Origin of the sequence: Amycolatopsis sp. WAC 01375, assembly GCF_003947325.1 — a bacterium.
Lineage (GTDB): Bacteria > Actinomycetota > Actinomycetes > Mycobacteriales > Pseudonocardiaceae > Amycolatopsis.
In genome coordinates this window covers 1-14,371 of the sequence record NZ_QHHW01000060.1, presented here as the reverse complement: position 1 = coordinate 14,371, position 14,371 = coordinate 1, and the positions used below count along the sequence as shown (strand labels likewise).

Sequence of the window (14,371 nt, the reverse complement as noted above, 5' to 3'; positions counted from 1 at the left end):
CGGCGCTAATTACCGCTGGTTTCACTCGAACGATGGGATGGCGTTCGGACATGGACCACGGCTCTGCGACAGATGGTGGACAGTGCGTCCCGGGGTAACTCGTTAGCGGATCATCGGAGGAAACCGGCAGACTGCACCACCATGACCGACGAACCGAAGCGTCCCGAACCGCCGCTCACCGGCGACGAGCGCACCCAGCTGAACGGCTTCCTCGACTTCCTCCGCGCCACGGTCGTGTGGAAGTGCTCGGGCCTCACCGACGAGCAGGCCCGGCGGCCGCTCGTCCCCAGTGAACTCACCACCGTCGCCGGTCTGCTCGGGCACCTGACCCTCGTCGAGCAGTACTGGTTCACCGTCGTGCTCAAGGGACAGGAAGATGTCTGGAAGGAGGCGCTGGAGGTCGATCCGGACGCCGAATTCCGGGTCGCCATGCAGACCCCGATCGACCAGTTGATCGCCGCCTACGAGGCCGAGTGCGAACGCAGCCGCAAGGTCGTCGCCGGGATGGGGCTGGACGACGTGGTCCCCTTCCGCGACGATCGCCAGGTCAACGTCCGGTTCGTGGTCGCGCACATGATCGAGGAGACCGGCAGGCACGCCGGCCACCTCGACCTGTTGCGCGAGCTGACCGACGGTCTCACCGGGGAGTGACGCCGCGAGGGGGCAGCGGGAAGAATCCGCTGGTCCGCTCGACGTACGTGGCGTATCCCGGCCGGGAACGCCGCAAACCCTTCTCCAGCAAAGGTTTTCCGGTGCCCTTGGCCAGGGTGTACGTCATCGCGATCGGCGACAGGATCGTCGCCGCCCCCACCCAGCTCGAGCACGCCAGCAGGTACAGGCCCCACCACACGCACGCGTCACCGAAGTAGTTGGGATGCCGCGTGTAGCGCCACAGCCCGCTGTCGAGCACCTTGCCCTTGTTGTCCGGGTCGGCCTTGAAGCGGCGCAGCTGCTCGTCGCCGATCGTCTCGAACGCGAAGCCGATCAGCCACACCGCGACACCGAGCCACGCCGCCGGCCCGAACGAGTCGCCGTACATCGCGAACTGGACCGGCAGCGAGACGAACCAGAGCACCACGGCCTGGAGCAGGTACACGCGGACGAAGAGCTTGAGCGCCGGATTCTCCCCGGCGTTCTCCGCCATCCGCACGTAACGCGGGTCTTCGGGCAGTTTGTGGTTGCGCAGGTGGAGGTGGACGCCGAGGCGTACACCCCAGATCGTGGTCAGCAGCGCGGCGACCACGCGCAGCGCCACCGGCCCGTCCCCGAGCGGGGCCGCCACCAGCGCGACGAGCGCGAAGCCCGGCCCCCAGAACGTGTCGACGGTGTCGTACCGCTTGCGCCACCGCGCGACGGCGAAGGTGACGACGAAGGCCATCAGAGTCGCGCCCGCCGTCACCGCGAGGGTGCCGCCGAGGGGCATCAGGACCACTCCCGGGTGGCAGGCATCGCGCTCAAGCCCTCGTCGGACGGGCGGACCGCGAGGATCTGGTCGACACCCATCCGGTTCTCCTCGAACGCGAGCGCCCCGCCGACCAGGTACAGCCGCCAGACCCGCGCACCGGACTCACCGATCAGCGCGACGACGTCGTCCCAGTTGCCTTCCAGGGTCTTCTCCCATGCTCGGACCGTACGCACGTAGTGCTCGCGCAGGGCGTGGACGTCGCGGATCTCGAACCCTGCGGCCTCCAGACGCCCGAGCGTGCGGCTCAACGGCCGCATCGTCATGTCGGGGGCGATATAGCGCTCGATGAACGCGCCGCCGCCGGGCGCCACGGCGCCGCGGGACATCTGCTGCAGGACCAGCCGTCCGGTGGGCTTGAGCATCCGGAACAGCGTCCGCGTGTACTCGGGGTAGTTCTCCTCGCCGACGTGTTCACCCATCTCGATGGACGCGACCGCGTCGAACGGTTCGCTTGCCAGCTCGCGATAGTCCTGACGGCGGACCTCGACGCGATCCTCCAGATCGTGCTGGACGAGGCGGCCGCGGACGTGCTGCAGCTGTTCCGCCGACAGGGTGATCCCGACGGCATGGACCCCGTGGTGTTTCGCCGCGTGGACCAGGAGCGAGCCCCAGCCGCAGCCGACGTCGAGCAGCCGCATCCCCGGGCGCAGGCCGAGCTTGCGGCAGATCAGTTCGAGTTTGTCCCATTGGGCCTGCTCGACGCCGTAGCCGTCCTCGTCGGAGGTCCAGTATCCGGACGAGTAGGCCATCGATTCGTCGAGCAGCAGCTGGTAGAAGGCGTTGCCCAGGTCGTAGTGGTGCGCGATCGCGGACTTGTCGCGGAGCAGCGTGTGCAGTTTCCCGGACAGCCGGGCCTCCTCGGCGGGCGGTTCGGGCGGAGGCCCGACGACGCCGAGGCGTACCGCGATCCGCAGCGCCTCGGCCCATTCGCGCGGGCCCAGCCTGGCGCCGCGCAGGGCACCCGATCGGGTCAGCGCCCAGATCCGGCGGAATCCGTCGGCGAGGTCGCCTTCGACATCGAGATCACCGGAGACGTAGGCCCTCGCCAGCCCCAATTCGCCGGGGGCGTAGAGGAGACGGCGGAGCGCACGCCGGTTTCGGAGTACCACGGTCGGGGCATCCGGCGGACCGGCGCGTACGCCATCCCAGGTACGGAGACCGACCGGCAGGGAGCAACCGAGGAGCCGCTCGACGAACGGGGCTAGGCGGGACGCGGGACTGTTCGGCATAGTCGTCATTCGCTCCCGGACCGGAAAGGGATGGGTCGGATGTGGCACCGGTTCACGCGATCCAATCCTCGCCCGATCCGGCTCCGAATGCCTCACGTGCACACCAAGGGTCAACGCATCGGAGTCATCGGCAGCGGCGTCGCCGGTCTCACGGCGGCCTATCTGCTCCAACGCCGCTACGAAGTGCTGCTGTTCGAAGCCGACGACAGGCTGGGCGGGCACGCGCACACCCACGACGTCCCGAGCGCGCACGGCGGCACCGTCGGCGTCGACTCCGGGTTCATCGTGCACAACGAGCGCACGTATCCGAACCTGCTCCGCCTGTTCGCCGAACTGGGCGTCGCCACCCGCGACGCGGAGATGTCGATGAGCATCCGCTGCGACGGCTGCGGCCTCCAATACGCCGGGGCGAAGGGTATGAAGGGCCTGTTCGCCCAGCCGCGCAACGTCACCCGGGGGCGCTATCTGCGGATGCTCGCCGACGTCAAGCGCTTCCATCGGCACGCGAAGCGCGTCCTCGAAGCGCCCGAGGCCGGAGACGTCACGCTCGGCGCGTTCCTCGCGATCGGCGGGTACTCGAAGTACTTCGTCGACCACTTCATGCTCCCGGTCGTCTCGACCGTCTGGTCGGCCGACCGGACCGACACGCTCCGCTACCCGGCGCGCTATCTGTTCGAGTTCCTGCGCAACCACGGGATGCTGTCGGTCGGCGGGTCCCCGCGCTGGCGCACCGTCGACGGCGGCTCCCGCGAATACGTCGAGCGGGCCGCCAAGCAGCTGACCGCCGTGCACCTGTCGACGCCGGTCCGCTCGGTCAAACGCACCGCGCGGGGGATCGAGGTCCGCGACGACGCCGACACGCGGCACAAGCTCGACAAAGTCGTCCTGGCCACGCACGCGGACCAGGCGCTGAAGCTGCTCGCGTCGCCGACCGAGGCCGAACGTGCCGTCCTCGGCTCGTTCCGGTACTCCAGCAACGAAGCGTGGTTGCACACCGACACCGGCGTGCTCCCGACGGCGGAATCGGCGCGGGCGGGCTGGAACTACGCCACTCCGTTCTGCGGCGCCGGCCACGGCGCGGTCCAGGTGTCCTACGACATGAACCGCCTGATGCGGCTCGACGAGCCGACCGGCTACGTCGTCACGCTCAACCCACGCACCGCCCCCGACACCGGTTCGGTGCTGGCCAAGATGACCTACGAACACCCCGTCTACACGCCGGAATCCGTGGCCGCCCAGCGTCGTCTTCCCGAACTCGGCGACGACATGGTCACCTTCGCCGGGGCGTATCACGGCTGGGGGTTCCACGAGGACGGCTGCGCTTCCGGTGTCCGCGCGGCCGAGAACTTCGGGGTGCGCTGGTGACCGTCATGGCCGTGCTCTACGACTCCACGGTGGCGCATGTCCGGCGCCTCGATCCGCCGCTCTCGTTCGCCCATCGCGTCTATCTGTGGTTCGTCGACCTCGACGTGCCGCCGAAGCTGCCGTGGTGGCTGCGCCCCTTCGCCCGCTTCGACTCACGAGACCACTTCGCGCCCGAGGACGCCTCCAGCATCCGGTCCAAATTGGACCGTTGGCTCGCGGCTCGCGACGTCGACCTCGACGGCGGCCGGGTGCTGATGCTCGCCGGCGCGCGGATGTTCGGCCACAACTTCAACCCCATCACCTTGTACTGGTGCCACCGGCCCGACGGGGAACTCGAATGCGTGGTCGCCGAGGTCCACAACACCTACGGCGGTCGGCACGCGTACCTCCTGCGCCCCGACGAGTCCGGGAACGCCTTCGCGGACAAGGAGTTCTACGTCTCGCCGTTCCAGTCGATGGACGGCGAGTACCGGATGGAGGTGCCAAGGCCGGAGTCACTGCTCTCGGTCAAGATCGCCCTCCGCCAGGACGGGAAGACACCGCTGACGGCGTCGCTGCGCGGGGTGCGGCGACCGGCCACCGCCAAGTGGCTGGCGCATATGCTGCTCACCCGTCCGCTCATGCCGCACCGGGTCTCCGCGCTGATCCGGCGGCACGGGGTCACACTGTGGTTGAAGAAGGCGCCGATCACCCGGCGGACGCCGCAGACGGCCGGAGGCACCCTTGATGGATGAATCGGCACGCCCGCGCCGGATGGCGCCCGTCCCCGGGGACGGCGAACCGGCCGGTCCGACGGCCGAGGATCTGCTCGTCCGGGTCGCGAAGGGCGACGAGCGGGCCTTCGACGCCTTGTACGACAAACTCGCCGGCCCGGTCCTCGGACTGGTGCGGCGGATCCTGCGTGACTCCGCGCAGTCGGAAGAGGTCACCCAGGAGGTCATGGTGGAGCTGTGGCGCACGGCCACGCGCTATTCCCCGGAGCGGGGGAGCGCGCTGAACTGGGCCATGACGCTCGCGCACCGCCGTGCCGTCGACCGCGTCCGCTCGGCACGCGCGAGTTCGGATCGCGAGGTCAAGGCGACCTTCGAGGCCGCCCGCGCCCGGCCCTTCGACGAGGTGGCCGAGGCCGTCGCGGCCCGCTGGGAACGGTCGCAGGTGCGCCGCTGTCTCACGACCTTGACCGAGCTGCAACGGGAATCCGTGCTGCTCGCCTACTACCAGGGCTATACCTATCGCGAGGTCTCAGAAGTGCTCCAGACTCCGCACGGGACCATCAAGACCCGGCTCCGGGACGGCCTGATCAGGCTCCGGGACTGTTTGGGGGTGACGGCATGACGATGCCCGAAATGCACACGCTCACCGGCGCATACGCCGTCGACGCGCTGTCCGAAGTGGAGCGTGCCCAGTTCCAGCGGCACCTCGCGGAGTGCGCTTCGTGCGCTCAAGAGGTCCTCGAATTGCAGATGACCGCGACCCGCCTCGGTGCCGCGCTGGCCGAAGACCCGCCGCCCGAACTCAAGCGCCGGGTGCTCGCGGAGGCGATGGCGACCAGGCAGCAGCCGCCGAAGACGCGCTTCGAGACCGGGGAGCGCGTCAAGGGCCGCCGCCGCGCCCCTCGCTGGGCGATCGCGGCCGCCGCGGCGGCGATCGTCGGGCTGGCGGGCACCGCCGTGTTCGGCGGCATCGCCTACGACAACCACACCCGGCTGACCGCCGCGCGTGAACAGGCGGCGCAGTACGCGGCGCGGTACGCGCCCGTCGCCGAGGTGCTTTCGGCGGCCGATCTCCGGACCGGGCACGCCGAAGCGACCGGCGGGGGCGGCGGGACCGTGATGATGTCGCGCTCGAAGGACAAACTCGTCTTCATGGCGGCACAGCTGCCGAAGAACGAACCGGGCCGGACGTATCAGGCGTGGCTGATGTTCCCGGGCACCGCGCCCAAGCCCGCCGGGCTCATTCCCGGTGGTCAGGACGGTGCGCTGCTGGTCGCCGACGAACTCGGCGGGGCCGAGAAGTTCGCGCTCAGCGTCGAACAGGACGGCGGATCACCGACCGGAACGCCGTCGAAGGACGTCGTCTTGGTCATGTCCATGCCCACTTGATCTCCGCTCTTACCAGGCCGCCGTTCGCCGCCGCGACCGGGCCTCGCTCTTGCGCCCGCGAACATGTTGTGGCAAAACACCTTTGCGACACACGGCGTGGCTACTGGATTCGAGCCAGCCTGGTGCATACCGTCCTGCTTCAACGTCGGCAGTTGACATAACTCTCAATCTGAACTTCAGCTCGAGGGTTCGGCCCAGGCTCAGCGACCGGCGGGCAGCACGAGCACACACGATCAGGAAGGCGGCTCCGATGACGCCCCCGCACAACTACCTTGCGGTGATCAAGGTCGTCGGTATCGGCGGCGGCGGAGTGAACGCCGTGAACCGCATGATCGAGGTCGGCCTCAAGGGCGTCGAGTTCATCGCGGTGAACACCGACGCGCAGGCACTGCTCATGTCCGACGCCGACGTCAAGCTCGACATCGGCCGGGAACTGACCCGCGGCCTCGGTGCCGGCGCCGCCCCCGAAGTGGGGCAGAAGGCCGCCGAGGACCACCGCGAAGAGATCGAAGAGGTCATCAAGGGCGCCGACATGGTGTTCGTGACCGCGGGTGAAGGCGGTGGCACCGGCACCGGTGGCGCGCCCGTCGTCGCCCAGATCGCCCGCAAACTCGGCGCGCTGACCATCGGCGTCGTCACCCGCCCGTTCACCTTCGAGGGCAAGCGCCGCAGCAAGCAGGCCGAAGACGGCATCCAGCAGCTGCGCAACGAATGCGACACCCTCATCGTCATCCCGAACGACCGGCTGCTCCAGCTGGGCGACATCGGCGTCTCGCTGATGGACGCCTTCCGCTCGGCGGACGAGGTGCTGCTTTCGGGTGTCCAGGGCATCACCGACCTGATCACCACGCCGGGTCTGATCAACCTGGACTTCGCCGACGTCAAGAGCGTCATGTCCGGTGCGGGTTCCGCGCTGATGGGCATCGGCTCGGCGCGCGGTGAAGGCCGGGCGATCCAGGCCGCGGAGAAGGCGATCAACTCGCCGCTGCTGGAAGCGTCGATGGACGGGGCCCACGGCGCACTGCTGTCGATCGCGGGCGGGTCGGACCTCGGCCTGTTCGAGATCAACGAAGCCGCGTCGCTGGTGCAGGAATCCGCGCACCCCGACGCCAACATCATCTTCGGGACGATCATCGACGACTCGCTCGGCGACGAGGTCCGGGTCACCGTGATCGCGGCCGGTTTCGACGCCGGCACCCCGACCCACAAGAAGCTCGACCCGTCGACCTTCGGCTCCCGCTCCAACTCGTCGACCGCGTCCGCGCAGGCCGGCCAGGTCAACGGCGGCGGGGCGACTCCGGTGCAAAGCCCGCCTTCGGGTGCCACGCCGGTGCCGTCGACCGGTTCGAACGGCTACCCGGTCGCGCCGCCGCGCACGCACACGCCGATGCCGTCCTCCCGCAACGAAGGCAACGGATCGCTGAGCGGCGGACTTCCGCAGCCCGGCGGCGGCTCGCGCGGCTACTCGCCGATCGGGTCGAACTCGACCCACGGCAGCCTGCCCGGCCGCGCCACCCCGGTGCACGACGACCCTTCGGACGACGAGGTCGACGTGCCGCCGTTCATGCGGCGCTAGTTCGCCAGTACGTTCCGTGAAGGCCTCCTTGACTACAGTCGAGGGGGCCTTCACTCAGGTCTAGGAGGAAACGCGTGCGCGTACGGCGGATTGTCACGACAAGGGCGGGCGGGGCCTCCCGGCCGCCTTTCGACACCTTCAACCTCGGTGATCACGTCGGTGACGACGCGGGTGACGTCTACGCCAACCGCAAACGTCTCGCCACCGAACTCGGCCTCGCCGAGGACAGGCTGGCGTGGATGGAACAGGTCCACGGCCGCACCGCCACCGTCGTCGACGGTTCCGAAACCTCCGCCGCCGAAGCGACCGACGCACTCGTGACGGCCGAGCCCGGTCTCGCGCTCGTGGTGCTCGTCGCCGACTGCGTTCCCCTGATGCTCGCCGACGTCGAAGCCGGTGTCGTCGCCGCCGTCCACGCGGGCCGTGTCGGCGCCAGGGTCGGCGTCGTCCCCGCCGCGATCGAGGCGATGCGTTCGCTCGGCGCCGAACCGGCCAGGATCGAAGGGCTGCTCGGCCCCGCTATTTGCGGCGACTGCTACGAAGTCCCCGCCGCCATGGCCGCCGACGTCGAAAAACACGTGCCGGGCAGTGCCTGCAAAACCCGCAAGGGCACGCCGGGGCTCGACCTGCGCGCCGGTCTCTGGCGGCAACTGGCCGACCTCGGCGTCGGCAAGATCGGCGTGGATCCGCGCTGCACCAACGAAGACAAGACACTCTTCAGCTTCCGCCGCGACGGCACCACCGGCCGGATCGCGGGGATCACCTGGCTGGACGCGTCGTGAGTGACACCCGCCGGGAGGAATTGGCCGCGTCCCTTGCCGAAGTGGAAGAGCGGATCGGTGCCGCGTGCAAGGCTGCCGGCCGGACGCGCGACGAGGTCAAGCTGCTCGCGGTCACCAAGACCTTCCCGGCGCTCGACGCCGCGCTGCTCGCCGACCTCGGCGCGCTCGACCTCGCCGAGAACCGCGATCAGGAGGCGGGCGCGAAGGCCGAAGAGGTCGCCGGTCTCCGTCCCGACGCCCGGATCCGCTGGCATATGGTCGGAAGCCTGCAACGGAACAAGGCCAAATCGGTCGTGCGCTGGGCGGACGAGATCCAGTCCGTCGACTCCGGACGCCTCGCCGACGCGCTCGCGAAGGCGACCAGGTCGGCCCTCGATTCCGGGCAACGCGAGCACCCGTTGGACGTCCTCATTCAAGTAAGTCTCGATGACGATCCGAACCGCGGGGGCATTCGGTTGAGCGAGTTACGCCAATTGGCGGAGCGGATAGCCCATGTGGGTGATCTTCGCCTCCGAGGGCTTATGGCCGTGGCTCCGCTGGGTATTGATCCCGCTGAGGCGTTCGAGGAACTCGCTCGCGCGTCGGAGAGTCTTCGGGAAGAGCACCCAAAAGCCCGTGAGATCTCCGCCGGAATGAGCAATGATCTCGAGCAGGCTATCGCGCACGGCTCGACCTGTGTGCGTGTCGGAACCGCGTTGCTCGGTGGACGCGGTTTAGCCTCGCCCTAGGGAATACCGTCTCGTCGTTACGGGGAGTGGCGGCGAGGGCGGGGGAGTACGGTGCGGGACGCGGCTAAGGCTAGGGAGAGGCATGAGCGCGCTGCAGAAGCTGAAGGCCTACTTCGGGATGGTGCCCGCGGACGAAGACGGCTATGACGTCGAGGATGACTACCGGCGAGGCTACGCCTCAAAGGAATACGCCGACGATGAGTACGACTACGACGATGAGCCGCCGGCCCGGTCACGGGGTGGACGTTACCGGGACGTCGATGACACTTATGACGAGCCCGCGCCGCGGCCTCGGTCACGCTCCGTGCCCAGCCCGGAGCCTGCGGTCCACGGGGCACTGGCGATCGACCGCCAGCCGGAGCCGGTCGCGCGGCTGCGGCCGGTCACCGAGCCGGTCCGGGCCGCGGTGCGTGACCCGTTGAGCCGGATCACGACGCTGCACCCGACGAGCTACGCCGAAGCGCGGGCGATCGGGGAGCACTACCGGGAGGGCATCCCGGTGATCATGAACCTCACGGAGATGGAGAACGCGGACGCGAAGCGTCTCGTCGACTTCGCCGCGGGGCTCGCTTTCGCGTTGCGCGGATCGATGGACAAGGTCACCAACAAGGTGTTCCTTCTCTCACCGCCCGATGTGGACGTCACCGCGGAGGACCGTCGGCGGATTGCCGAAGGCGGATTATTCCTGCGCGGCTGATCACCCGGTGACCGCTGAACGCAGCCGGATGTGATTTTGTCGACTCATCGGCATCTGGAGCCCGTCAACTGCGTGTTTTGACGCGAGGCATGGCAGAGTGGTTACGTGAATGCTGTGTTGCTGGTCGTCTGGTACGTGCTGTTCGCTTTCTGGCTCCTGCTGACGGCACGGATCGTCGTCGAGCTCGTGCGTGCTTTCGCTCGCGAGTGGCGTCCTGCCGGAGGGGTTGCGGTAACGCTCGAGACCATCTACACAGTGACCGACCCACCGGTTCGTCTGTTCAGACGAATCATCCCGACCGTACGAATCGGCGGCGTCGGACTGGACTTATCGATTATGGTGCTGCTGTTGGTTGTGTTCTTCGCGATGCAGCTGGCAACGCCAGGGTGATTTTCGGGGAAGCCCCGGTGGACCTGCAGGCCATGGAGTGCGTGAGGTGATCTGATGTCGTTGACCCCCGCTGACGTGCATAACGTCGCGTTCAGCAAGCCGCCCATTGGCAAAAGGGGCTACAACGAGGACGAGGTGGACGCGTTCCTCGACCTGGTGGAGACCGAGCTTGCCCGGTTGATCGAGGACAACAACGAGCTGCGGCAGCAGGTCGAGCAGCTCGACAACGAGCTCGAGACCACCCGTGGTGAGCTCGAGAACGCCAAGGCCGGCGCCGTCGGCCCGCCGCCACAGGTACGCGACGAGCCGTCGCGCCGCCTGGCGCCGGTGCCGCCGCCGCAGTCGGCGATGGAGCAGACCCAGGCCCATTCGATGGTGCCGGACAACGGGGAGCCCAACGTCCAGGCCGCGAAGGTGCTCGGGCTGGCACAGGAAATGGCCGACCGGCTCACCGCCGAGGCCAAGACCGAGTCGGACGGCATGCTCGCCGAAGCCCGGACCAAGTCCGAGCAGCTGCTGTCGGACGCGCGATCCAAGTCGGACTCGATGGTGAACGAGGCACGCACGCGTGCCGAGACCATGCTGAACGACGCGCGAACCCGTGCCGAGACCTTGGAGCGCCAGGCGCGCGACAAGGCGACGACCATGGAGCGCGAAGCTCAGCGCAAGTACACCGAGACCATGAACAACATGAACGCGGAGAAGGGCTCGCTGGGCAAGAAGATCGAAGAGCTGCGCACGATCGAGCGGGAGTACCGCACGAGGCTGCGCGGGTTCCTCGAGTCCCAGCTGCGTGAGCTCGACGACCGCGGTTCGGCCGCTCCCGCCTCGGCGTCCTCGTCGAACTCGGGGCAGTCGTCGTCCTCCGGTGGCGGACAGGGTTACTCGTTCGGTCCTCGGGCCGAAGCGGGCTGATCTCTGCCCGGTTTGTTTCTACACAGTGGAACGGCCTCGGCACTCTCCGGAGGGTCGGGGCCGTTTCGCTTGGCTCCCGTGTTGTAATTCACCGTGCTCTACATCGTCCTGGTACTGGTACTGGCGGCTCTGGGGCTGCTCGTCGCGGCGCTCATCACCGCGAACTCCCTGTGGGCTTGGATCTCCATCGGTCTCTCCGTCGTCGCGGGGTTGCTGCTCCTCTTCGACCTGTTGCGCCGCCGGAAGAAGCGTGCGGCCGATGCCCCCGCCGAAGAAGCGGCGGAAGACTCGGCCGAAGACGCCTCTGACGACGAGTCCGCCGAGGGTGAGGAAAAGAAACCCGAGGACGTCGAGCAGACCGCCTTGATGCCGGCCGCCGGTGAGCTGGGAGACGCTGAAGAGGCTGAGGAGCCGCAGCGCACCGGTGACCCCGGCGAGGAGGACAGCGACCCCGAGGACGTGGCGGTCGTCTCCGAACTCGAGACCGAGGTCGTCGTCGTCGACGAGTACCCGCGCTATCACGTGACGTCGTGCACGTGGCTCGAAACACGGGACACGATCCCGCTCGGTATCGGCGAGGCGCGGCAGCTCGGGTTCACCCCGTGCGCGCTGTGCACACCCGACGCCGAGATCGCCGGGCAGCACCGCGAAAAGGCTTAGAGCTTCTGAGCCGCTTCGCCGACCGCCACGACGTCGGCGGCGATCATGTCGAGCACCAGCCGCTGTTCCTCGTCCGCGTCCCGTGGCACCCGGATCTCCGCCGCCTCTTCCGTCCCGAGCGTGCGGGCGGCTTCGTCGACAGCGTCCGCCGCTCCGGCTGATCCCGGCCGCAGCAAGAGCGATGACGCGGTGACGGACAGGCCGCGCAAGGCTTCGGCGGCGTTCTCCAGCGCGTCCCGCTGGCCGGGTGCGGGTTCCTTCGTGCCCGGCTCCGCAGAGCGAAGGCCGTGGTGTGCGACGGCGACGGCACGGAACTCGCGGCCGAGCGTCCGCGGGTCGACGTCCTCGCCGCGCAGTTTCCGCCCCACCGAGCCGAGCAGCGCGCGAGTGGCGCCGACCGCGCTCTCGAACCGTTCCACCGGGCCGGGTTTCGGCACGCCGGGGATCGCGGCGAAACCGAACAGCAGGGCGATGGCACCGGCGAGGACCATCAGAAGCAAGTACTCGACGAGGACGTAACGCGGGTCGAGATGTCTGGTGGTCGCGTTCATGCCGACCGACATCAGGACCATGCAGCCGTTGAACACCGCCGGCCGGGTCCGCATGAACGAGAACCCGCCGAGCAGTGCGACGAGCCCGATCGGCAGCAGAAACCCTTGCGGCAGAAGCCAAAGAACGAGCGTGAGCACGACAGCGCCGCCGAGAGAGCCGCCGATCCGCTGCCAGGCCTTGCCGAGACTGTCCCGCCATTCCGGTTGCATGATGGCGAAAGTGCCGAGCAGGAACGACACGGTGAGCGGGTCGCCGGGCCGGAAACTCGCGACCACCAGTGCCAGCCCGACGCCGAGCCCGCAGCGGAGCGCGTGCCGGAACTGCGCCGACTGCCAGGAAAACGCGCCGCTCAGCTCGATCCGGCGTAACTCCTTCCGGAGTCCTTTCGGAACGTCCATACGCGACTCGTCGCGTTCGACCGCCGCGGCCCGGATGGTTTCGAGAGCGTCCCAGAGCCTTTCGACGAGCCTCGCCGTGGCGCCGGGAAGTCCGACGGGTTCCTTGCGCCGCACCGGTTCGACCTCGTCCGGTGCCGTCGTGTTCCGGACGGCCTCGGCGAGTCTGGCGGCTTCTTCCTTGGCGGCGCTGAGCGTTTCGCCGATTTCTTCGCTGTTCAGTCGGTTCCGCCGGGTCTCCAGTAACCCGGCGACCGCGCGATACCGGAACATGCCGCCGAGAACCCTGCTGGTCCAGCGATGGGGCCGATCCGCGAGCCAGAGCCTCGCCGCCCGTTCCTGCGTTTCGGGCGAACCCGTCGCGAGCGCGTCGGCCAGCGCGTCACGGGTCGGTTTGGCCGGATCCTTCGCGCCCATCAAGACCCGCAACAGCACCACGACCCCCACCGCGAGCGCGGGCGCACCCAAGATTTGCCCCGCCGACGCCGTCCCCGTCAACTGGAAGCCGTACCCGAACAGCGACGCCATCCCGAGCCCGAGGCCGACCGTCACGAACCGCGCCCCGAGTACCGGCAACAGCCCGGCGACGACCACGATCACCACCAGCAGCCCGATCGCCGCCCACTGCGACACCGCCCCCAGCAACCGCGGCACGCCGACCGCGAGGATCAGCGAGGGCGCGAACCACGCCAACAGCCGCAGATCCGCCCAAAGCGGCCCGCCGACCGCCGCCATGAGACAGAAGAGCGCGGTGAGGGCCGCCAGAACGGCCGCGTTGCCCAGTCCCAGCAGGAACCCCAGCCCACTGACCCCGCCGAGGACCACCAGCAGGACGACGAGGAGTCCGGGCCCTTTCATGGGGCCTCGAAGATCGACATATCCGTCAACCTAGAGGCGACGGCGGGGATGGCAACTCGGGCCCTGGGTGTGGGGGTGGGTGGTCGTGAGTGCAATTCGTGTTCTGAGGCTATCTAGTGTTTATGGCGCCTTCGTGTCCTTAAGTGCTTCGCCGCTTTAACGCTCCTTCGCGGCTGCTATTTCAGCTATTTTCGTCGTTGGGCCGTTCGAGCTAGCGCAGATGTTCGATTCGGAGTAATGTCAGTGCCGTGGCCAGCGACGATGCAGCTCAGAGGGCGTCCACCGAGTGGTGGCGCGTCGATACCGCGACGCTGCACGCCCGCAAACAAGAACTCGAAATCATCAAGCGACAGGCGGATGCGGAACAGAACGCGATCCTGGCGGAAATCAATTCCCGCGGCGTGCGCGGATGCAGCGGTCATTCGACGTTGGCGGCGCTGATCTTCGAGGACTTCCACGTGACGGACAAGGAAGCCAGTGCCCGCGCCGACCGCGTCCTCGCCCTGCACCCCGGCGTCGAGGTCGGCGGCGGCACCGTGCCACCCCTGGCACCCTTGACCGCTCGAGCCGCCGCCGAGGGCGCGATCGGCGGCTCGCAGATCGACGCCATCATCCGCACCCTCGCCCGCATCCCCTCCACCGTCCCCGACGAAGACA

The 14,371-nt window shown here is 68.5% G+C and carries 16 protein-coding genes; 13 read left to right on the top strand and 3 right to left on the bottom strand.

The window, feature by feature from the left end; all coding sequences use genetic code 11:
* The first annotated feature begins 141 nt into the window (after positions 1-141).
* Complete coding sequence (locus DL991_RS40375) at positions 142-651, top strand: DinB family protein (RefSeq protein WP_125789617.1); 510 nt, start codon at positions 142-144, stop codon at positions 649-651.
* Here the strand turns inward: DL991_RS40375 and DL991_RS40370 are convergent.
* Both DL991_RS40370 and DL991_RS40365 read right to left on the bottom strand, forming a co-directional pair.
* Entirely contained in the window at positions 638-1,423 is a 786-nt protein-coding gene (locus DL991_RS40370; protein ID WP_125789616.1) for a DUF1295 domain-containing protein, read from the bottom strand. The two genes, DL991_RS40375 and DL991_RS40370, sit on opposite strands and share 14 nt — an antisense overlap.
* Complete coding sequence (locus DL991_RS40365; RefSeq protein ID WP_125789615.1) at positions 1,423-2,694, bottom strand: cyclopropane-fatty-acyl-phospholipid synthase family protein; 1,272 nt, start codon at positions 2,692-2,694, stop codon at positions 1,423-1,425. The genes DL991_RS40370 and DL991_RS40365 overlap by 1 nt, the downstream gene beginning before the upstream one ends.
* 87 nt (positions 2,695-2,781) lie before the next feature.
* Here DL991_RS40365 and DL991_RS40360 point away from each other — a divergent pair, with 87 nt between their 5' ends.
* The 11 genes from DL991_RS40360 to DL991_RS40310 all read left to right on the top strand — a co-directional run bounded on the left by DL991_RS40360 (position 2,782) and on the right by DL991_RS40310 (position 11,909).
* Entirely contained in the window at positions 2,782-4,059 is a 1,278-nt protein-coding gene (locus DL991_RS40360; protein ID WP_233599296.1) for an NAD(P)/FAD-dependent oxidoreductase, read from the top strand.
* Between the two features lie 5 nt (positions 4,060-4,064).
* Positions 4,065-4,793, top strand: coding sequence for a DUF1365 domain-containing protein (locus DL991_RS40355; RefSeq protein ID WP_199746599.1), 729 nt, complete (start codon positions 4,065-4,067; stop codon positions 4,791-4,793).
* Positions 4,786-5,394 (top strand): ECF RNA polymerase sigma factor SigK, encoded by a 609-nt coding sequence (sigK, locus tag DL991_RS40350; protein WP_125789613.1) that lies wholly within the window; start codon positions 4,786-4,788, stop codon positions 5,392-5,394. The genes DL991_RS40355 and sigK overlap by 8 nt, the downstream gene beginning before the upstream one ends.
* Entirely contained in the window at positions 5,391-6,161 is a 771-nt protein-coding gene (locus DL991_RS40345; RefSeq protein ID WP_125789612.1) for an anti-sigma factor domain-containing protein, read from the top strand. Before sigK ends, DL991_RS40345 begins: the two co-directional genes overlap by 4 nt.
* Before the next feature lie 250 nt (positions 6,162-6,411).
* The gene (gene ftsZ, locus DL991_RS40340; protein ID WP_125789611.1) at positions 6,412-7,737 is read left to right on the top strand and encodes a cell division protein FtsZ; all 1,326 of its coding nucleotides are present in this window, start codon (positions 6,412-6,414) and stop codon (positions 7,735-7,737) included.
* 74 nt (positions 7,738-7,811) lie between these two features.
* Positions 7,812-8,519, top strand: coding sequence for a peptidoglycan editing factor PgeF (gene pgeF, locus DL991_RS40335; protein ID WP_125789610.1), 708 nt, complete (start codon positions 7,812-7,814; stop codon positions 8,517-8,519).
* Positions 8,516-9,247, top strand: coding sequence for a YggS family pyridoxal phosphate-dependent enzyme (locus DL991_RS40330; RefSeq protein WP_125789609.1), 732 nt, complete (start codon positions 8,516-8,518; stop codon positions 9,245-9,247). Before pgeF ends, DL991_RS40330 begins: the two co-directional genes overlap by 4 nt.
* A gap of 82 nt (positions 9,248-9,329) precedes the next feature.
* Positions 9,330-9,944 carry a cell division protein SepF gene (locus tag DL991_RS40325; RefSeq protein ID WP_125789608.1) on the top strand — a complete coding sequence of 205 codons (615 nt, stop codon included), beginning with the start codon at positions 9,330-9,332 and terminating at the stop codon, positions 9,942-9,944.
* 114 nt (positions 9,945-10,058) lie between these two features.
* Positions 10,059-10,334 carry a YggT family protein gene (locus tag DL991_RS40320; RefSeq protein WP_005155180.1) on the top strand — a complete coding sequence of 92 codons (276 nt, stop codon included), beginning with the start codon at positions 10,059-10,061 and terminating at the stop codon, positions 10,332-10,334.
* 54 nt (positions 10,335-10,388) lie between these two features.
* The gene (locus DL991_RS40315; RefSeq protein ID WP_034319194.1) at positions 10,389-11,249 is read left to right on the top strand and encodes a DivIVA domain-containing protein; all 861 of its coding nucleotides are present in this window, start codon (positions 10,389-10,391) and stop codon (positions 11,247-11,249) included.
* A gap of 93 nt (positions 11,250-11,342) precedes the next feature.
* Positions 11,343-11,909: a hypothetical protein gene (locus tag DL991_RS40310; protein WP_125789607.1), complete on the top strand. Its 567-nt coding sequence runs from the start codon at positions 11,343-11,345 to the stop codon at positions 11,907-11,909.
* Here DL991_RS40310 and DL991_RS40305 read toward each other — a convergent pair.
* Positions 11,906-13,714 (bottom strand): FUSC family protein, encoded by a 1,809-nt coding sequence (locus DL991_RS40305; RefSeq protein WP_125789606.1) that lies wholly within the window; start codon positions 13,712-13,714, stop codon positions 11,906-11,908. The two genes, DL991_RS40310 and DL991_RS40305, sit on opposite strands and share 4 nt — an antisense overlap.
* A gap of 248 nt (positions 13,715-13,962) precedes the next feature.
* Between DL991_RS40305 and DL991_RS40300 the strand changes: the two genes are divergently transcribed.
* A partial coding sequence (locus DL991_RS40300; protein WP_125789605.1) for a DUF222 domain-containing protein occupies positions 13,963-14,371 on the top strand: 409 nt, incomplete at its 3' end.